Origin of the sequence: Parashewanella curva, from assembly GCF_003675895.1 — a bacterium.
Taxonomy (GTDB): Bacteria; Pseudomonadota; Gammaproteobacteria; order Enterobacterales; family Shewanellaceae; genus Parashewanella; species Parashewanella curva.
This window is the reverse complement of the sequence record NZ_ML014789.1, coordinates 12,843-33,638: the sequence shown is the minus strand read 5'-3', so window position 1 is coordinate 33,638 and position 20,796 is coordinate 12,843. Positions and strand designations below refer to the sequence as shown.

16 protein-coding genes are annotated in these 20,796 nt (G+C 40.3%); 5 read left to right on the top strand and 11 right to left on the bottom strand.

The features are described 5' to 3' along the window. Positions 1-13 precede the first annotated feature (13 nt). Positions 14-1,804, top strand: a complete 1,791-nt coding sequence (gene cydD / locus D5018_RS13240) for a heme ABC transporter permease/ATP-binding protein CydD (RefSeq protein WP_121839477.1) — start codon at positions 14-16, stop codon at positions 1,802-1,804. Next, on the top strand, positions 1,801-3,471 hold the full coding sequence (gene cydC, locus D5018_RS13235) for a thiol reductant ABC exporter subunit CydC (RefSeq protein ID WP_121839476.1): 1,671 nt from the start codon (positions 1,801-1,803) through the stop codon (positions 3,469-3,471). The genes cydD and cydC overlap by 4 nt, the downstream gene beginning before the upstream one ends. An 18-nt stretch (positions 3,472-3,489) precedes the next feature. On the opposite strand, the gene D5018_RS13230 is transcribed toward cydC, so the two are convergent. From D5018_RS13230 to arcA, 9 genes are all read right to left on the bottom strand, one after another. Next, positions 3,490-5,022 carry an ankyrin repeat domain-containing protein gene (locus D5018_RS13230; RefSeq protein ID WP_121839475.1) on the bottom strand — a complete coding sequence of 511 codons (1,533 nt, stop codon included), beginning with the start codon at positions 5,020-5,022 and terminating at the stop codon, positions 3,490-3,492. A 282-nt stretch (positions 5,023-5,304) separates the two neighbouring features. Further along, positions 5,305-5,733 carry a copper chaperone PCu(A)C gene (locus D5018_RS13225; RefSeq protein ID WP_121839474.1) on the bottom strand — a complete coding sequence of 143 codons (429 nt, stop codon included), beginning with the start codon at positions 5,731-5,733 and terminating at the stop codon, positions 5,305-5,307. A 96-nt stretch (positions 5,734-5,829) separates the two neighbouring features. After that, a complete protein-coding gene (locus D5018_RS13220; protein ID WP_121839473.1) occupies positions 5,830-7,722 on the bottom strand; it encodes a hypothetical protein in 1,893 nt (630 codons plus the stop codon). Between the two features lie 415 nt (positions 7,723-8,137). Further along, complete coding sequence (locus D5018_RS13215) at positions 8,138-8,395, bottom strand: hypothetical protein (RefSeq protein WP_121839472.1); 258 nt, start codon at positions 8,393-8,395, stop codon at positions 8,138-8,140. A 35-nt stretch (positions 8,396-8,430) separates the two neighbouring features. After that, the gene (locus D5018_RS13210) at positions 8,431-9,126 is read right to left on the bottom strand and encodes a hypothetical protein (RefSeq protein WP_121839471.1); all 696 of its coding nucleotides are present in this window, start codon (positions 9,124-9,126) and stop codon (positions 8,431-8,433) included. 325 nt (positions 9,127-9,451) lie between these two features. Then, positions 9,452-9,892 carry a SufE family protein gene (locus D5018_RS13205; RefSeq protein ID WP_121839470.1) on the bottom strand — a complete coding sequence of 147 codons (441 nt, stop codon included), beginning with the start codon at positions 9,890-9,892 and terminating at the stop codon, positions 9,452-9,454. Continuing rightward, positions 9,889-11,124 carry an aminotransferase class V-fold PLP-dependent enzyme gene (locus D5018_RS13200; protein ID WP_121839469.1) on the bottom strand — a complete coding sequence of 412 codons (1,236 nt, stop codon included), beginning with the start codon at positions 11,122-11,124 and terminating at the stop codon, positions 9,889-9,891. The genes D5018_RS13205 and D5018_RS13200 overlap by 4 nt, the downstream gene beginning before the upstream one ends. 140 nt (positions 11,125-11,264) lie before the next feature. Further along, complete coding sequence (gene aroG / locus D5018_RS13195) at positions 11,265-12,314, bottom strand: 3-deoxy-7-phosphoheptulonate synthase AroG (protein WP_121839468.1); 1,050 nt, start codon at positions 12,312-12,314, stop codon at positions 11,265-11,267. 204 nt (positions 12,315-12,518) lie between these two features. Next, positions 12,519-13,235 carry a two-component system response regulator ArcA gene (arcA, locus tag D5018_RS13190; protein ID WP_121839467.1) on the bottom strand — a complete coding sequence of 239 codons (717 nt, stop codon included), beginning with the start codon at positions 13,233-13,235 and terminating at the stop codon, positions 12,519-12,521. A 717-nt stretch (positions 13,236-13,952) separates the two neighbouring features. Here arcA and D5018_RS13185 point away from each other — a divergent pair. Both D5018_RS13185 and lysC read left to right on the top strand, forming a co-directional pair. After that, positions 13,953-14,399 carry a DUF3293 domain-containing protein gene (locus D5018_RS13185; RefSeq protein WP_121839466.1) on the top strand — a complete coding sequence of 149 codons (447 nt, stop codon included), beginning with the start codon at positions 13,953-13,955 and terminating at the stop codon, positions 14,397-14,399. Continuing rightward, on the top strand, positions 14,399-15,757 hold the full coding sequence (lysC, locus tag D5018_RS13180) for a lysine-sensitive aspartokinase 3 (RefSeq protein WP_121839465.1): 1,359 nt from the start codon (positions 14,399-14,401) through the stop codon (positions 15,755-15,757). The genes D5018_RS13185 and lysC overlap by 1 nt, the downstream gene beginning before the upstream one ends. A 66-nt stretch (positions 15,758-15,823) precedes the next feature. Here lysC and D5018_RS13175 read toward each other — a convergent pair whose 3' ends face one another. Further along, entirely contained in the window at positions 15,824-18,469 is a 2,646-nt protein-coding gene (locus D5018_RS13175) for a TonB-dependent receptor plug domain-containing protein (RefSeq protein ID WP_121839464.1), read from the bottom strand. Positions 18,470-18,790: 321 nt separating this feature from the next. Between D5018_RS13175 and D5018_RS13170 the strand changes: the two genes are divergently transcribed. Further along, positions 18,791-19,822 (top strand): FAD-dependent oxidoreductase, encoded by a 1,032-nt coding sequence (locus tag D5018_RS13170; protein WP_121839463.1) that lies wholly within the window; start codon positions 18,791-18,793, stop codon positions 19,820-19,822. Here D5018_RS13170 and D5018_RS13165 read toward each other — a convergent pair. Then, positions 19,803-20,711: a VirK/YbjX family protein gene (locus D5018_RS13165; RefSeq protein WP_121839462.1), complete on the bottom strand. Its 909-nt coding sequence runs from the start codon at positions 20,709-20,711 to the stop codon at positions 19,803-19,805. The genes D5018_RS13170 and D5018_RS13165 overlap by 20 nt on opposite strands. Positions 20,712-20,796 lie beyond the last annotated feature (85 nt).

The window sequence follows — 20,796 nt, the reverse complement described above, 5'->3', positions numbered from 1 at the left end:
ATTCTTTGAACGTATGTATAGTGTCTACAGCATTGTTTTTACTTTTATTTTTATGGTCGATAATACCGAGAAACAGCTTTTATCTTGGCTAAAAGCTCAAGCAAAATCGTCTACATTTCCCTTATCTATAACAGTGCTTTTAGGCGCTCTCCTAGGAGTTATTCTGATTGCTCAGGCGTACATTGTTGCCACCACGCTTGAACAAGTGATTATTAAGCAATCATCGGCTGACATAAATACAGCTCTCTATTGGTTGCTTGTTTTAACTTTGCTAAGAGCCATGATTAGTTACGGAAAAGAACTCTACAGTTATCAAATTGGGCAGAATGTTCGTCAACGATTACGACAAGGAATATTGCATAAGCTTCACCAATTAGGGCCTATGTACGCTCAAACTAAACCCGCGGGTGAATGGAGTAGTATGCTGGTGGAGCAAGTGGAGCAACTACAAGAATTTTATAGCCGCTATTTGCCGCAAATGGCAATGGTTGTGTGTATTCCATTAATGCTGTTGGTGGTGGTATTTCCCCAAAGTTGGGTAGCAGGATTAATTTTATTGCTTACCGCACCTTTAATTCCATTATTTATGATTTTAGTCGGTATGGGAGCAGCTAAAGCGAGTCAACAACATACCTTATCCTTACAACGATTAAGCGCCTATTTTGCTGACCGTATTTCTGGATTGGCGACCTTAAAATTATTTTATCGATATCAGTCTGAGCTTTCAGAAATTAAGAAGGTGTCTGAAGACTATCGAAGTCGCACTATGTCAGTGCTTAAGTTAGCTTTTTTAAGTTCAGCAGTACTAGAATTTTTTGCTGCGGTGTCGATTGCGTTGTTGGCGGTTTATCTGGGCTTTAGTTTTCTAGAGTATTTGGACATCGGCTTTTATGGAGTGAAAGTATCTTTATTCAGTGCGTTATTTATCTTGCTACTGGCTCCTGAGTTCTATCAACCGTTAAGAGAGCTAGGTGCTTATTACCATGCCAAATCGCAAGCCGTAGCCGCTAGCGAAGCGATAGTTGAACTAGTGAATAAACCAGAACCTGATTTTGAAATGATGAGCGAATTATCAGATGAGCAGCCTTTGAGCATTGAAGCTAAGGACTGGGTGGTGCGTGACCATCAAGGAAAAGCCTTAATTGGCCCATTAAACTTTCATTGGCAGCAAGGTAAAAAAGTGGCGATTGTTGGTAAAAGTGGCAGTGGTAAAACCGTGCTTCTTAATGGCTTGTTAGGATTCTATCCCTATCAAGGTAGCTTAACCGTCAATGGTATCGAATTATCGCAACTGAAAAACGCCTCTTGGTATCAACGCCTTGCTTGGTTACCACAACAACCTCGATTACCTTTTGGCACAATAAAAGAAAGCTTTGGGCTGTTGAAACCTGAAATCTCAAAGGCTGGAATTTGGCTGCAACTCGAAAAAGTCGGATTAGCAGACAGTGTGAAGCAATACCCGCTTCAGCTAGATCTAATGGTTACTGAAAAAAATACAGGTTTATCAGTAGGGCAAGGGCAAAGGTTAGCCATGGCTATCCTCTTGCTTCAGTCAAAACCTTTATTAATTGCCGATGAACCTACAGCTTCTTTGGATGAACTTAATCAAGATAAGATTTGGTCGGTGTTGTTAGAAAAATCCATTGACTCAGGTTGCATCATTAGCACTCATCAGTATTCGAAGCTTAATGATATGGATGAAGTTTGGGTGATGAAACAAGGGAAAATCGTTGAACAAGGAGCAGTTAGTGTTTTAGCAAAAGTTGGTTCTGAATTTATGAAGCTTGGGGCGAATCAAAAATGAAGCATTCTACCAAGTGGGTAAGTTATCATGCCATAAAACCTTACTTGACTTTATGGCGTCAACATTGGCAGGGAATGGGACTCGGTGTTCTGCTTGGTGTTATCACGTTAATCGCCAGTATCGGGTTACTGATTGTTTCTGGTTGGTTTTTAACGGCGACAGCGCTCGCTGGCTTTAGTGCCCTCATGATTAAAAACTTCAATTTTTATACTCCTGCGGCTTCGGTGCGATTTCTTGCCGTCGCTAGAACCGCTGGTCGCTATTTTGAGCGCATTGTAACCCATCAAGTGACCTTGACCATCTTAACTCAGATCCGAATTAAGATATGGCAAAGATTACAAGGTATTGCCACTTACCAATTACGAACGCTCAGAAAGGGCGATGTGCTCAATCGGTTATTGACTGATATCGATACTTTAGATCAGTTGTATTTAAGAGGGCTTACACCGGTTGCCCATTATTTGATTTTAAGTTGTATCGCCGTTTTAGTGTTGGCTTGGTGGTCTTGGACAATAGCGTTGGTTTTACTATTGGGGTTAGGGGCTGTTGGTATTAGCCTTCCATGGCTAGGTTATCAACTATTTTATTCATCAAGGAAGCTAGAGCAACAAGCCGTAGTCGCCTATCGTGAACAAGTATTTGAGTTGCTTTCTACTCAAACTGAATTGACAGTTGCTCAAGCTTGGAAGCGAAAGTATCAGCATTTAGCGGAGTTTGAAGCATCACTGTATCAAGCCCAAATTCGCATAGTGCAAAGGCAAGGTGTGTTACAAGCATTAATGATCGTGCTTCATGGTTTGGTGGTTATTGCTGCAATAACTGGATTGGCCAATTTTGTATTAACTGAACAGATTACAGGCCCAATATATGCCGCTATTGTCATCGGCAGTATGGCATTGATGGAGTGGTTATTGCCGTTAATGCAGTCAGGGGGGCACATTGCCGCTAGCGTGTTAGCAGCTAAAAGGATCAATGAACTGGAAGATAAAAGCCTAGCATTATCTTACCCTGATAATACGGCAGTGGTAAAAAAAGGCGAAATCGAGTTTTGTAACGTTGAGTTTGGCTATCACAAAGACGCTTGCTTGCTGGATGACTTTTGCTTGTTTATAGAGGCAAAAGGCAAATACTTGATACGAGGAGAGTCAGGCCGAGGCAAAACAACATTATTGAACCTGATTGCCAGAATATACGATGCTCATTCAGGGAAAGTGTTGCTAGATGGCCTTGATATCAAAGATTATTCTGAAGCAAGCCTTTGCCAAGCGATTACCTATATTGAACAGCAAGCACAGATTTTCTCTGCCAGCTTGAAAGACAACCTAACCTTAGCTTTGGCTGATGGTGGGCAAGTCGAAGATGAAATATTATGGCAAGCACTCAAACAAGTAGGATTAAGTTACTTAGCAGATGAAAATGGTTTGTCTTTGTGGATTGGAGAAGGAGGAAGAGCGCTCTCTGGAGGTGAAAAGCAAAGACTCAGTTTGGCTCGAGCCTTACTGCGAGATAGTCCTATTGTTTTGCTAGATGAACCCACGGAAAGTTTTGACTCCGAAACGGAACAACATATCTTGAATTTAATTGCCGAAATTTTTAGTGAAAAAACCGTTTTATTGGTGACTCATCGAGAGCTTGAATTATCTGATTACTCAGTGGTTAGAGTATAAATTTTCTAAATTTAAGCGTTAAGTTCGCCAATAAGGCTGAGGTGCTCTCTGACTTGGGGTCTGCCCCGCTGTATTTTTTATGCTGGAGTTGGCGCCCATGTTTTCAAGTACTTCAATGATATCTTGTCTACATACCGCATAAGCAAAATGTAATGGGGTTTCACCAGCTTTATCACGTTGGTTAACCATTAGTGTTAAACGTTCTTCCTGTGCCGATTTTTCTGCTTGATGGCCTATAAGCTTGATAAGCTTAATTTGCTGGTATTCAACCAGAGTATGAAGTGTATTTCGTTGAGATTCAGCGTCTATGGAGAGCGTTTCACAGAAAGGCATGCATGGAGTAAGCACTTCAGCAATCTGGAAGTTTTCCTGTGCTAGAGCAATATATAGTGGAGTGAAGCCTTGTTCATCTTTAACATCCCAGCTAATTACACCTGAATCTGATAAGTGTTTCGTGACCGATAACCACCCTAGGTCTACCTTAGAGGTGTCAACTTTTTTAGCTTTAACTCTTTTTGTGTTTTGTTTAGCTTCATCTTCGCTTGAGTCCGTATCACTTATATCATAATGTCTCGTGGAGGTCTCTGCATCGAGCCAGCCTTGCTCTATATTTTTTAAAAAGTTAATTGAAACTAAGCAGTTATCTTTTACAAGTTTATGCAATAAGGAGTTTTGAGGATCATTGCAAGCTAGGACTAATTTGTGTAGTGTCTCTACGTATCTTGGTTGGAATTCGTTTTTACGGGTAAGTGATTCTTTCCAGAAGTTCCTCGTCGAATGAGAAGAAGCTGTCATTGGGCTGTCAAATTGTTTCTCTTGTAAGTATTTTGCAATTAACTTTAATGTTGGCTCACCTCTTTTTCCTTTTTTTATTGCTGCTTCAAGTAGCTCACACAAAAATGCATCGTCTTCAAAAGCTTCATGATAACTAATTTTGTCACTTTGACTGGTATGAGAAACTTCTATGTCTGAAGCTAAGGAGTTCATCAGAAGCTTCTGGTAACTTGTCCATTGGTGAGTTGGGGAGGTATCGCTATGTTCCCCATTAACAGGCGTAATATCCTTATGAGATTCTATAGATGATTTTATCTGTTGAGCGAGAATGGCAATGTCTGTTTCTTCTAATTGGGATTTTAAATTATTAAATGTTTTATCTAGGAGCTGTATTTTAGTGTCAATTTCTAGTGGGAATTGACTTTTGTCAAACAGCTTTATTAGCAATTGTAAGGGAGCTAGCAATTCTGTTCTTATTGCCTTTTGAATAGGGCGATAATAATCATTTGGGGCTTCCATGCTGGCAACAAAGATAAGGTAAGTTAAGTTAGCTCGACAGGTTTCATGTTTGTCTGATACAAATGCTTTTTTTTCAACATCTGTTACAGGAACTTTGGGAGCAGTAGGAAGGATACCGATGAGCTGCTCACACGATTGCTTTATAGTTGCTAATGCTTTTTTGGGATCTTGTTGGGGGTCAGCTGTTACCTCCTCTGGGATGACAGAAGAATTGGGTAGTAAAGGAGGTGTTGATGTTGAAAAGTCGGCACTAGCCATAATTATTACCTGTATATTGTTAATGATATAAAGATAGCGTATCAATGGCTAATGCATTGTTTTCAAATGATTAAACTTGGTTAACCTCAGCTCTGCAAAAGCCAACCTCTACAGCACTGCTACTTATGCGTATTTCTGTGTTTGAACAGCCCGTAATGGGCAGGTTATTACGAACTGGTCTGCCTTGAACTACACAAAATGAGCTGCACTGTAGATACAATTTTAAGGTCTGCAATGTAAACCAGAGTGTTATTGATTTCGTTATTCAGAGTTGAGGTTAACTTAGATCTTTTGAACATGGGCAACAACGTTTTGAGTATCGCCATTTGTGAAAGTGAGCGTTAAAGGAATATCTTGGCCGAATTTAGGAACGCCAGAAGTAAAATTCATTAGCATGCCGTGGAAACCACCTGGAGCGAGTTTAGTTACACTTTTAGCTTTAATTAGGATTTGCTTTACAGGTAGCATTTTCATCATGCCATCATTCATTACCATTTTGTGCAGCTCTACTTTACCAGCACTGGTTGCTATGGCTTTTAACGCGATAGACTTATTTGCATTATTTTGCATCGTTAAGTAAATAGGGACGACCTTAGATGAGGAGGGCATGGCTCTTATCCATGCTTGTTTAACAACTATATCTCCAGCTATTGCCATTTGGCTTAAAAAAAGTGAGGCAATAAGGCATAAAATATTTGTAGTTTTTTTCATTGGGTCATTCCTGTTAGGTTAAACAATGAAGCCATCCTAACAAACGCTTCTTGAACCCTAGCTTATTGAGTTAGCATTAGTTTTATACCGTCCAAATCACTCTGTATTAGTTTTTCCAATATTGACTTCATCTAATAAGCGCTTTTCCTCAACTTGAGATATTGTTGTTTCCCAAGGAGGGAAAAATGGGGCTATCGGATCGGAAGGGCTTGGTTTAGGCTCTTCTATTACAGGTCGAACTTTTTGTTGTTCTGTAGATACATTAGCTGGAGTTATTGAAAATAGCATTAAATCCGTAATCGATGGCTTTAATGAAGTTGCATTAGCTAATTGTGACGTTGAAGTGGACACTTGCTGATTTTGAGGGGGCTTTGGCGCTAGGATTTCTTTAAGTAACTCAGCTGGGATTTGAAAGGGAATAGGCTCATTATGCTCATTGACAAAATTGATTGTTGGAGTGCCGTTACCTTTATATTTCAATAATTCAAACCTAGTTTTTAGCTCTTTAGTTATTTCGTTATCATCTGTATCAATTCGAACTGTTATTGCATCTGGAGTATCAGTAACCCTTGGTGTAGTTATCGAAGTGTCAGGTTGTAAAAAAGCTTCTACTTTTTGAACTGGGCCGGAATCAGCTTCTCTTGTGGCCGTGCCACTTGCTGGATAAGAATAAGACTGAGGTAATACGGGCTGTTCAGGTTCAGATGTTGGGCTACGGTCATCGCGCAATTGTTTTAATCTCTCTTCCAATTCATCTACTGTTAGCTCAGCTTGATTTGATTTAGGGCTAAACGCAGGGGGAGGAGAAACTGGTTGCTTTTTTGTTCGAATATTTGCTTGTTTAAGTTCTCTTAGCGTCAAGTCTCCCACCCTAGTGCTTTGTTTTATTTTGGCTTTAGAACTGATGGGGGCTGCGATTGGTATTGAACTGGGGATTGCTTCAAGAGCACTCAGCAGTTGCTGCACTTCTTGGTCTTCTTGTGCTTGCTGGCTTGCAATTTTTCGGTTAAATATATCGTTTTGATCTTTTAGCCAATCTAGTGTTTTTGACATGCAACACTCAGGCTCTTTTGGAACTGTTTTGTCTAGAAGATAGCCAATCCTAAGCTCCCTTTGTTCAAAGGGCTCGACGTCTGAAAACTTAAATTGCAATAATTCTTTTAGCAACGCTTTTTGTTTTGGGGAAAAAGGGCTCTCAGCCAGCATTTTTGATGATTTTGAAGTCATGCAAACAGTACCTGTTTTATCTATCTCCCTTAAGTATTGTGTATGAAAAATTAGTTGCTTATAGAGTTCAGTTAGTTCTTTCCTTTTAGTTGTAAGCTCTTGATATAAGCCTTGTGATTGTCGATTCAAGTAAGTCGTTAGAAGATTGGTATATTGCTGTCGTTTAGTGGATATTTGTAGCTGAATATTAATAAGGTCTAACATATGGCAATACAGCTGATGGTTTCTGATCGTAGTTTGTTTTGCAGCCAAAATGGCAGCAATAAAGACTTGCTTTACCTCTTCATTGATGCCCGAAGTGGTTTTAATTTTGGCAGTGATAGATTGGCTATTAATGGTTCCATTTTGTTGGCTACCACGGTCGCTTACAGAGTTAAAAATATAATCTGTAACTGTATCTATAAGCTCTTGAAAAAAAGTTGTGTTTTTAACTGATTGTTGTATATCTACCGTATAACTAGGTTGTCGCTGGGATGCGGTTCCGCTTGCTTGTGCTGTTGATTGAGTTTCGGGGCGCGAGGGTGGGCGCGTTTCGTTGTCTATGGGGAAGTATACTAATTGTTGATGCCCTTGCTCTGGAAGAGTCGTATAGGGAGGACTTATGGATTCTAATTCAGCTGGTGTATCAGTTTGCTGGACTTGCCAATAATTACCATGTGTTTCCCAATTTACATGGGGGTAGTATATCTCTGAATTTGTAGCTTCTGGTATCGGTTGTAGTGAGGTTTGGATTAAAGCCGTTGTTGGATCTGTTGTCGACATACCTATCTCAATCGAAGTATTTTCAATTGAGAATGAAATTAGCATACTTTAAAAACAAGCATTTTGAATTGGCATTATGATTTAATTAATGATTGTTCACAGATTGTTTCTTTTATGTTTTAAAAGGCTGTTGCATTTGCTGGGCAATTCGCATTAATACCAATTTGGGGGCAAATGTGATCAACTCAGAGTGATGCCAGTGGTTCAAGTACAATCATAGAAACGACACTAGTGTATGTCGGTAAACAAAATTTGTGCAGTCATAGGCACTCTGGGGCAAAGGAATTTTGACAGCTATGGAGGCCTTTAGCTACAGCTGAGCGATCACTATTGAATGCAAATTGGTATAAGAGGTGAAGGCTTATTTTTTGGGGTAAGCAAGCTCTCCTGCTGTTAAGCTTTTTGTTCGTAACCATCAACGTTTTTGTGTTCGCTGTCTCTTAAGTTGTTGACTGAATTTTTTGTTTTGTTCATCCAACCATTTAAGGGCTCCGGATTCGGACATATTAGGGTTTTCAGTGAAGACTTTATGAGTTATTGCCTTTATCCTATTTTGGCTGACTTGCTCTGGTTCACCCTTAGGGAAGGGATAGGTTAGAATAGCTTCAAGTAGTGCTTTTGGGGTTGAAGAAAAGGGACTTTGCGCAATTAATTCCTTAGTTTTTGTTACCATACTTGCAGTGCCTGATTGGATACCTCTTTTAGCATTTACGTCATAATAAGTAACTGCTCATATTGACTTTCAATCTCTGTCCATTGCTGCATAAGCAGTTTATGAACCTTTTGAGCATTGGATTGTTGATAAATCCTATAGGTAATATTGTAATTTTGTATCAATTGTTGCAGTGTAAACTGCGCCCTAAATAAACCTGATAACAAAACATTCGTATTATGGCTTTTTTGGGAGCTCATATAGGCTGATAGAATGGCCTCCTTCGATAGGGCTTTTAAGTTTTCATCTAGGCTACTAGCTAATATTTTACGAACAATGAGCCGATATTTTTCAGCTGGAATTCTTTGACTAGGTTGGCTGACGGTGTCTGAAATATATTCAGTGACGGCATCTTGCAACTCTTTAATGTTCATAAAGGCTGCTGAATCAGTCCTAGCTTGAGTGATTTGTCCAGTCATTTGTTGCTGATGACTGTAAAAGTGAGCTGATTGATCCACCAGAGCTAGTCCAAAGGGAGAGTACCAATTACTTAGCTCGCCATTAGCGGGCTGAGGGGTATAGTCAGGACAGGCCGAAGAAATTGAGTTAAATAAAGCTGGAGCTGGAGCTGTTGACCAGTATAACCCATTGACTTCCAAGCCTACTTGAGAGGGGCTACTTGGTTCTTGTTGAGGCTTGAATTCTTGCTGTAGGACTTGCTGATAACCTATAGATGGTTTTGATGCAGCCATAACTCTCTCTATTAAAAACGACTTTAACTGAGATTGAAATTAACATATTTTACAAAACGGCACGTTGAATTAACGTTATGATTTCATTGGCTTTTATTCGCTGTCTATTTCTGTTTTGCTACAGGGAGTGGGTAATTTAACCTGAGCTCTGTATAAAGAAATCTGTGTCGTTTTTTTTATGATTGAAATATAAGTTCAATCTACAGTATTGCTAATTGTGTGTAGTTCAAGGCAAAACAGTTCGTAATAGCTGGTCTATTTCGGGCTGTTCTAACGCAGAAATACGTATAAATAGCTGTACTGTAGAGGTTGACTTATACAGAGCTCAGGTTAATTTAACAAATTTATGCTGCATTTGTTGAGTAATATGCTGTAAGCCATTGGTTCTTGATGGACTAAGTTGTTGGCTCAACCCTATGTTGTGAAATACCATTTCAATAGCCTGCTCTGGCAATTCATCTGTATTTTTTCCATGAAAATAGGCCATTAAAATTGCGATTAAGCCTTTAACGATTCGGGTGTCTGAATCGGCAATAAAATAATGCTTACCATTGATTTGTTGATGGTAAAGCCAAGCGGCACTTTCACAGCCGTCAACCTGTGCGGCTTCGACTCTATACTCTTTAGCCAATGTTGGAATTTGCTTCCCCAGTAACATCAAGTGGCGGTATTTCTCTTGCCAACTTCTCGTATTAGAAAATAGTGTTACTAGTTCATCGAAATCAGGGGCTTGGTACTGAAATTGGCTGTTGTCGGGAAGTCTCATTCGGCAAATAGCTCCTGTACGGCTTTTAGAGCAGTAATAAATTGATCAATATCGGCTTTGGTCGAGTATATCCCAAGGGAGACACGGCAGCATCCTTTTAAGTTTAAATGCTGCATTAAAGGCATAGCGCAATGGTGACCACATCGAATAGCGATATTTTGTTGATCAAGCAAGATTCCGATATCTTGATGGTGCTCGCCGAGCAAGTTAAATGCGACTACGGCAATGTTAGATTCATGAGCGCCATAGAGCTCGATGCCATTTAGTTGCTTAAGTTGAGCTTGTAAGTATTGTAATAACGCTTGTTCTTCTGCTTGGTGCTCAGCTGTTAGGTTATTTTGGATAAATTCAATAGCTTTTCCAAGCCCTATCACTTCAGCGATGGGAGGTGTTCCTGCTTCTAGGCGGTTTGGTAAGGCGCCAAATGTCGTTTCCTCAAAACTGACGGTTTTTATCATTTCACCACCCGTCATTAAAGGTTGTAGGGCTTCCAGTTGGCTAGTTTTTCCATATAAAATTCCTACACCCGTTGGGCCATACATTTTGTGGCCTGAGAATACATAAAAATCACAATCGAGCTCGCTTACGTTTAATGGCATATGTGCCACAGCTTGAGCGCCGTCGATTAAAGTGATGGCATTAACTTGTTTGGCTAACTCGACAATGGTTTCGACAGGGTTTACCGTCCCTAAGGCATTGGTGATATGAGGTACGGCAACGACTTTTGGGTTTAGTGTTAAGAGCTGGCGGTAAGATTCGAGATCAAAGCGAGAATCGGTGGTTAATCCTATGGCTTTTACTTCTGCACCAGTGCGTTTGGCCAATTGTTGCCAAGGTACGATATTCGCGTGATGAGAGGCTGTGTCTACTAAGATTATATCACCTTGTGTTATTTGAGGTTCAATCCCCCATGCCACCATATTAATGGCTTCAGTAGTTCCATGAGTAAAGATAATTTGTTGGCTCTGTTGAGCATAAATAAAGTTTTTTACTTGTTCTCTGACTTGCTCATACTTCTGTGTTGCTTGTGCTGAAAGTTGATAAGCGCCACGGTGGACGTTGGAGTTTTCATTAAGGTAATAATCCTGCATTCGCTCGATAACCGATAACGGTTTTTGGCTGGTGGCCGCGGTATCTAGGTAACACAAAGGTTGGACTTTTTCTGTTGACTCTAGAGTCGGGAATAAAGGGCGAATAGCTATCGCTAACGGAGTGGCGCAAGATTGAGTCATAACATTCATTAATGAACAAGCAAACCGAGATTTTTAAAGATTTTTTACTAGATTGCAAGAATTGAGAAAATATCAAGTTAATTTGTCAGTAAAAAAAGGGCAATTAGCTATTAATAGCCCTACGAGTGCGGTATGAAGTGTTATTGATTTCTGGCTTTTACATCGTCAGCAAGTTTTCTAAGTAAAGCCTCTGTGTCTTCCCAACCTAAACAAGCATCTGTAATACTTTGGCCATAAGTTAACGGCTGCTCTAATGATAATTCTTGGCGGCCCTCTACAAGGTGGCTTTCTATCATTACGCCAAAGATACCCTTGTTACCATTTCGAATTTGCTGACCCACGTCATTCGCCACCTCAATTTGGCGTTTAAACTGTTTACTACTGTTGGCGTGACTAAAATCGATCATCACCTTTTCACGTACACCAGCACTGGCTAATGCTGATAGCACTTGATCAACGTCTTGTTTGCTGTAATTTGGTTGTTTTCCACCACGTAAAATGACGTGGCAATATTCATTGCCTTCCGTTTCTACAATGGCTGAATGTCCGTATTTAGTGACAGAAAGAAAGTGATGGGATTGGCTAGCAGAACCAATGGCATCAGTAGCGATTTTGATGTTGCCATCGGTGCCATTTTTAAACCCGACTGGACATGAAAGCCCTGACGATAGCTCTCGATGGACTTGTGACTCTGTTGTGCGTGCACCAATGGCTCCCCAACTGATGAGATCGGCTAAGTACTGAGGGGTGATCATATCTAAAAATTCAACGGCGGTTGGTATGCCCATGTTAGTTAGGTCTAACAATAACTTGCGTCCCATTCTGAGTCCGTCATTTAAGCGAAAGCTTTCGTCGAGGTATGGGTCATTGATCAGCCCTTTCCAACCAACAGTGGTTCTGGGCTTTTCAAAGTAAACACGCATGACGATTTCGAGGTCGTCTGCAAGCTCATCCCTTAGCACTTTGAGTTTTTCCGCGTACTCAATAGCCGCTTTAGGATCATGAATAGAACAAGGGCCAACAATAGCGAGTAATCGTTGATCTTTGCCATCTAATATATTTTCAATGGCTTTTCTAGATTGGTATACCGTTTCACTGGCCTGCGGTGTTGTTCGGTGCCGCTCTAGGACTGCCACTGGTGGCAGTAACTCTTTAACTTGTTTGATCCGAATGTCATCGGTTTTGAACATTTCTCTTTCCTATCTCATAAAATACGCGACTAAACTTAAACCTGATGCCACATTCGGACATTTTGGATGAAGGATCTAAATTAATGAGTTACGAAATATTGTCAATATATAAATTACTAAGAATAATGAATTTATATTCAAATGTGGAAACAAAAAAACCAGAGTCGAGACTCTGGTTTTTAAAATGAAGATTAAGAGTTTAATTTATTCGCTTAAATCAGCGCAAAAACGATAACCTTCGCCATGAATTGTCGCGATGATTTCTGGAGTATCTGGAGTACTTTCGAAATGTTTACGGATTCGACGAATCGTGACATCAACGGTACGGTCGTGTGGTTTAAGTTCACGACCTGTCATCTTAAGAAGCAAGTCTGCACGAGTTAAAATTTTGCCCGGATTCTCAACAAAATGAAGCATGGCTCTAAACTCACTGCGAGGAAGCTTGTAAGAATCACCTTGAGGGCTGACTAATGAGCGACTGTTAATTTCAAGGGTCCAGCCGTTGAAACGATATGCATCAACACTGCTCTTTTCTTCAATTTCAGTACCAACATTGCTCACACGAGTTAATAGATTACGTGCTCGAATGGTCAGTTCGCGTGGATTGAATGGTTTAGTGATGTAGTCATCAGCACCAATTTCTAACCCTAAGATTTTATCGACTTCGTTGTCGCGGCCAGTAAGGAAAATCAAGCCAATATTGTTGATCTCACGTAGTTCACGAGCCAACAGAAGACCGTTTTTACCAGGTAGGTTGATGTCCATAACAACAAGGTTGACCTTATTGTCTTGCATTGCCTTATGCATTTCGGCGCCGTCATTGGCTTCGCTTACTTCATAACCCTCAGCCTCAAAGATACTTCTCAAGGTGTTACGGGTAACAGCTTCATCTTCAACGATTAGAATGTGCGGATTTTGCATATTTATTACCTAAGTTTTATCAAATCTGTGCCAATATCAATCAGCATTGAAGTATTGATTTTCACACTTCAATGCCCACTGCTAGAGGTAGCTTCACCAAACATATTCAACGGCTTAGTTGAACAAAAAGTCCCTAAAAGCGTCTTTATTGGGCAAATGTAAACGCCATATTAAAGACTCGCAAAGCATGTTTTTGATTCATCACAATAATGGATCAAAACGCGAACTGTACTGACTTCGATTAAAACAGCAGGTCTAAGTTCCATGGCCGGAGTGTTTCTTTGAAGTTTCGATGTTAAAACAAATTAGATCAGTTATGTACAGGCGTTGTTAACCTGCTTAATCCTTTTGTCAAAATGTATCGAACTGTTTCCTACTTGACGATATAAGACAACGCTAACGCTAAACATTGTACTCGCAATAGGCATTTGTTAACAAATAAAATGTTAATAAATCAGACAGGGGGGATATTTATGGTGCAAAAGTAGGCTTTTGTCATTGTTTTTTAACGATTTGTTTCTAAGGTTGTTTGTGAGTTTTTATGCTTTTATGAACGATAATTAATCTATTTTATTTTTACCGTATTTGCTAAACTGTCGAAGATTTAGATTTTGTAAGCAAATTAACAGAATTTAAATTGTATTAGGGCACGCCCTAAACGGAATGGGCTAAATGGCTAAATGGACTGTTAAGTTTAGGGACTCAAGAGTTTAAAAAATGAACCAGTCAATTGAAGAGCTGTTGAAAAACTACAGTTGTACTCAGTTTTTATTGACCCAACGCATTGCGAAACATTTATCGTTTGCCATTATTACGGCTTGTAACCCAAGAGGTGAGGTACTCGCTCAAAGCCAAAACCGCCACTTGGATAAGTTGTTACTCAATGAAATAGAACAGTTACATTGTCCTTACCGTGCTATCATTGGTGCGGCTAATGACATGTCCCATTTTGAAAAAAGTTGGGCCGTTTTTACAGATAAATCACAAGCCGTTATTCTTGGTGAGCGGTACGTGCAAAATGCAATTTTTTATGTGGAACAAGGGGAGCTTAGTTTGATTCCTATTTTACTGAAAGCCAATGAAGTCAGCCTTGGTAGCTTTCAGAAAAGAATCAATTTAATTAGCGACTTCCCTCCAGATGTAAGCAATGGAGAAAAGGAATAATGCCCTTAGTGGTTGCAAAGTTTGGTGGCACTTCGGTTGCCAATTTTTCAGCAATGCAAAATTGCGCCAAAATAGTTGTAAATAATCCTGATATTCGAGTGGTAGTAGTAAGTGCGGCCAGCGGTGTCACAAACCGTTTAGTTGAGCTGACTCAACCAAGAGTAACAGATGAAGACAGAAGCCGTATTCGCAGTGAAATTACTCAAATCCATCATGAGATCCTCTCTCATATTGATGCCCCTGCTTTAGTAATTGAAACCCTTGAGAATAATCATCAGCGTATTGAGTTTTTAAGCGAAGCGTTGGTGCTCGATCGTAGTAAGATCATTATTGATGAATTACTTTCTCTAGGTGAACAGTGTTCATCATTGCTATTTACTGAAGTGATGAAGCTTCATACCCAGCAAGCCACGCTTTTTGATGTTCGCAATGTAATGGTTACTGATAGCCAGTTTGGTAAGGCTAATCCTGATATTGAAGCTATCGCTGAACAAGTCACAACACTTATGGCGCCGAAAATTAACGAATGTGTGTTTGTGACTCAAGGTTTTATTGGCCGTGATCTTGATGGGAGAACGACAACATTAGGTCGTGGTGGTAGTGATTTTTCTGCGGCACTGCTGGCTGAAGCATTGGACTCTCATAGCCTTGAAATTTGGACTGATGTGGCAGGGATATATACCACAGACCCTCGCCTTGTAGAAACGGCTCGCCCCATTTCTGAAATCAGTTTCGATGAAGCGGCTGAAATGGCGACCTTTGGAGCCAAAGTGCTTCATCCTGCGACCATTTTACCGGCTGTACGACAAGACATTCAGGTTTTTGTCGGTTCGAGTAAAGCGCCAGAAGCTGGTGGCACATGGATCCGTAAAAATGCAGAATCCCGCCCTCTGTATCGCGCTGTGGCTATGCGACGAGAGCAAACTTTACTTAATTTATTTAGTTTGAACATGTTACATGCTCAGGGCTTTCTTGCAGAGATTTTTGCGATTCTAGCTAAGCATAAAATCAGTGTTGATTTGATCACGACATCTGAAGTTAATGTGTCATTAACGCTAGATAAGCTTGGTTCCGACTCTGATGAAAAAGAGCTTCTTTCCTCAGCCCTAATGGATGATTTAGCTAAGAATTGTACAGTTGAAGTTGAAAAGGATTTAGCATTAATTGCTGTGATTGGTAACGACATTCCAAACCAGTCAGGAGTGATGCACAGTGTATTTGAAGCTCTAACTGATTTTAATGTCAGAATGACCAGCCAAGGTGCAAGTAAACATAACTTGTGTATTTTGGTTGATAGAAAAGATGCTGATCAGGTCGTTCAAGTATTACATCAGCAGTTGTTCGATAATGTTGCTTAACCTCTGAATTTTGAACAAATAAAAATGCCCTGAAAGTTCAGGGCATTTTTGTATCTAAGTTAAACTTTAGAACTTGTAAGTACCTTTAACGTACCAATAACCACCGTTAAAGCCAAATGGTGACGTTTCATAAAACTTACCACCCCAATTGTTATTTGGGATACCAGTCTTACCTTGGAAATCCAAACGCTCAGCATCTTGATCTAGTAGGTTTTGTGCACCAACAGCTAGAGCGAAAGATTCATTGAAGTTGTAATTTACCTCAACATCAATGGTTACTGCTGCAGAGCCTGTTTTAACTGTTTTATCAAAGTCGACGTGAACACCTTGGTATTCGCCAAAGTAGTTAGCACGAGTGAACATGCTTACGTCTTCCCAGCTTTGTGACCAAGTAAATGTGGCTCTGTGGTTTGGTAAATCTTTTTCAAGACGAGCAACTTTGAATTCACCAGTAATTTCAGAGTACTTATCTACTTTGGTTTCGTTCCAGTTATAAGCAAACGCAAAGGTAGAATCACCATTAAACAGCTGAGCTGAATAGTTAGCGACTAAATCAATACCTTGAGTTGTGGTGTCAAAGTCATTGGTAAAGAAGCTGACCTTAGTTAGACCATCAACATTTGGTACACCTGCAGCCTTAAGCTTCGCTTTTTGTTCTGGCTTAAGCTCAATTTTGTTTGATTGCCCGATACGATCTTCAACCTTAATGTTGTAGTAATCGACAGTGACAAACAAATCACCATAGGTGAATACACCACCAAAGGTGTAGCTGAATGATTCTTCTGGAGACAGGGCTTTACCACCAAGCTCTTGAGAAATTGGGTTGGTTGGTGGCAACAGTGCAGAGTCAACCAATACGCCACCCGAAAGTTCAGTTTGAACGTTAGTGAAGTTTTGCTGACCTACTGTTGGTGCACGGAAGCCGGTATTAACTGAACCACGAACCGCAAATTCATCCGTTAAATGATAACTACCAGCCACTTTGTAGTTTAAGGTTGAACCGAAAGAGTCGAAATCTTCATAACGTAATGCAGCATCAACCAGCAAGTTCTCAGACATTGGCAAGCTTGTTTGAACATAAACGGCCTTGTTGTTTGAGCTGTAATCGCCAGCAGCCGAAGGCTTATAACCAGGGAAACCGTTAGAGCCAATACTAAAACCTTGGTCAAATAATGGCCCTACTTTGAAAGAGGCTTCATCACCGGCAATAACTTGGTAGTTTTCTTTATGCCACTCAGCACCAAATGCGAGTGCCACTTCATCTGTTAGTCCCCAATCTAAGAACTTCACAAAATCTGCATTGAAAGTAAGCTCAGAGTTGATGGCTTGACCTGGGTTAAAGTCACGCGGGGTATCAGGGCCTAAAGACGCATTAACGGTATTGTATAGGAAATACTTAGAATCGTTACGGCCATATGAACCGCTGAAATCGTAAGTAATGCCTTTTAACCAATCAATTTGGAATTCACCTTTAGTTCCAGCTGTGATCGAGGTATCAATGATTTCACCACCAAAGTTAGGCGTAAAGCCACCGGGTAGTATCATATTAAACGCAAAACAATTGGCTGCTTTAAGTGAGCCTAATGCAGCTTGGTCTGGAATGCCATTAACAATAGGGACTAATGGGCAGTCTAGCTGTTTGGATTTTCCGTCTAATGAACCAACTAAAACGGTTGCAGGTGCTTTATCCCAAAGTTCTTGCAATGCTTTTTGATCATCTCCTGGACGATACATTTTTTGGCCGTTAACTTCACGAACGATACCACCATAAACGCCAGGGCGATTGTTTGGGTTACGGTAGTAAAAACCACCTTTTGCTTCACGGGTAGAGTAGTTACCAAATAAGTAAGCACTTGAATGTTCATCTAACTCTAAACCTAAATTAGCAAAGACAGTCAGATCATCTTTAATTTTTGGCGAACCCCAAACCTGTGCTGGGTTGTCTACCTTTATCCCTTTACTTGCAAAACCGGCTGCATCAGGACGTTGAACACTTCGACTCGTTGCATCAGCATTTTTATACTGAAAACTGACATTAGCAAAACCGTTTTCAGAAAGCGGCATGCCTATGTTACCTGAAATTTGAGTACTGGTTCCGTCTCCTTCATAATATTCGCCGTGTTTAACTTCTAGGCTGCCACCGTCATTACTGTCTTTAAGTTGGAAGTTAACAACACCAGCAATAGCATCAGAACCATATTGTGCAGCGGCACCATCACGAAGGACTTCAACTTGCTTTAAAGCGATACTCGGGATAACTGAAATGTCAGGGCCTTGGGCACCGTCGTTAATACCGCCTCCTAACAAAGTGATTACCGATGAACGGTGACGACGCTTACCGTTAAGCAAAATAAGTGTACTGTCAGCCGACAAACCACGAAGGTTCATTGGACGAACTAGAGTTGCAGCATCACTGATCGGGTTAGTATGTACGTTGAGTGATGGCACTGTGCCTTTTAGGATTTCGAGCATATCTGTATTGCCCGCTTTTTCCAGTTCATCGCCACCGATAATATCCACCGGAACTGGTGAGTCACCAACTGAACGAGGGGCTGAACGAGTACCTACTACGGCAATTTTTTCAATACTTTCTGCATCGGCAGTTTCAGTCTCATCAGCTAAAGCTACATTGGTGTAGGTTAGTCCTGATAATGCAAAGCCGATGGCTATACCCAGAGAACTAAGATTAAAGGTTTGGTTTTGTTTTCTCATCATTCCAGCCTTGTACTTTGTTGTATAAAAGTTGGTCCAAGACACAACTGTGTTTATTGTTATAAGTATCTGTCTGCAATAGGGGCTTCTACAGGTGCATCAATCTCTACATTGTGAGTGGAGTGCTGCTGATGAAATCCTGAAAACTAGAAACGAATCCTTCCGCTTACGGCATCCATTAAACATAATTATCCAATTATTGTAAATAAATTGTTAACCTACGTTGGGCGGTTGTTTAAATTTTGGCTAGTGTAACCATATGAAAGCTTTGATTAAGCTACTCTTAAGTAGAATTTTGCAAAATAATTATTGGGAGTATTTATGCGTAGCTACTCGTGGTGTGTTGTAGGATCTGGGCCTGCTGGGATTGCAGCCGTAGGAAATTTAATTGACTCAGGAGTCCCTGCTGATGACATTGCATGGGTAGATCCACACTTTTCTGTGGGGGATATTGGTGATAAGTGGTTTCGAGTTCAAGGTAACTCAAAAGTAAAAGGCTTTATGGCCTTCTTTAATGAATGTGCCAGTTTTCGATTTCACCAAGCACCTCTGTTTAAAATTCATAGTATTGATCCAGAACGCAGTTGCCGTTTATGCCACCTATTGCCGCCGTTGGAATGGATAACTGAGCAACTATTATCTCAAGTTACTTCTTTTAAAATGAAAGTTAATAAAATATCTCGCACTCATGGTAAATGGTGTTTAACTGGAAATGAGTTAGATATTCAAGCGAGTAAAGTAGTGCTGGCTACAGGCTCTGAACCTAAAACACTGCCATTAACTATCCCTACGATCCCCTTGAATGAGGCGCTGAATGACAAAATTATTCGAAGCAAAAACTTGGTAGATGAAACTATAGCCGTGTTTGGATCTTCCCATTCCGCTATGGTTGCTCTTGAAAACTTGATGAATACGCAGGTTAAAAAGGTGATTAACTTTTATCGAAGTCCAACCAAATATGCTGTGTATATGGATGATTATGTTTTGTTTGATAATACGGGATTAAAAGAGCACGCTGCGTTATGGGCGAAAACCAATATTGACGGCACTTTGCCAGATCGCTTAGAAAGGGTTTATTGTGAAGGTGATCATTGGAATGAGAAAATAGATCAATGTACTAAAGCCGTATTCTGCATTGGCTTTGAAGCGCGAACAGATATACAAATTTCTGATATCCAGCAGCCGCTTAGCTACAACCCTTATAATGGGATAATTGCTCATGGCTTGTTTGGCGTCGGTGTTGGTTTTCCTAATTTAGTAACTGATCCTTTTGGGTATCAAGAGTGGAATGTGGGAATAGGTAAGTTCATGGACTACATAAAGCAAGTACTGCCTATTTGGTTGAAATACTGATTTGGTTGCTGAGTTGCTCTAACCACTGATAGCGTTTCCTGTATAGGCTACGTTTACTCGTTGAGAGAGTCTCTAAGCGTTTTCTAGTTAGAGTGGATGGCAATTGAAATAAGTATTCATTCAGCTCTGTGGCTTTATACTCTTGCCAAAGCTGATCATAGTTAAAATTACAGCTGTGCTTTTTTGAGCCTGTATATCGAATGGCCTGATAGATGTGCCCTCTATTCGATACCGCTGTTATTTGCTCTATCCCCCAATGTCTTGCAAGCATGATTAATACTTCTACAATAAGCGCCTTAGGCCTTAAACCAAAACAAGTGCGAGTTAGCTCAACAATGACCTTTGAGCGATCAACCACACTGCTATTCGCACCTTGCACATTTCCGATATGAAGCCTTGGTTTGTCATTCCCAAAAACAGTAAATGACAACGAATAGATGCTTTGATTGAGATGATTGGTGAGTATCAGACCCGTGCTGCCTTCTCGAGCTTCCCCTTGATAGAGCTTGATGGTATAGCTTTGTCCATTCCTATCTTTAAAAGCAAATAACACTAACCCTTGAGGTGAATACACCTGATGCAGTTTGTTGCCTAATTGAGCTTGTACAAAATCAAAGTGATCTAGTAAATAAGCCAAACGTTGCTGTATAGACCAAGTAACCAAACCATAGGGTTTTAGTGGCTTTTCGATGAACAAGGGATGAGATTCAATTAACCAAAGCAGGTTTAATTGTTCAAGGTGGTTTAAATAAGTGTTGAGAGTTGTTCGATAGATGAGACTCCACGCCAATAATCTTATGCGTTTGAGGGGCTTTCTTTGATAATAGTCTGCATTCGATAATAGATTTACTTTGTTAGAGACTTCACTTCCAAAAAATAGTACAGCCATAAACCACCGAGATGATAAAGCAATTTTTCGCTACAGATCCTATCAATGGTAATTAGCTGACTACTAATGAATTATTTTTCATTTT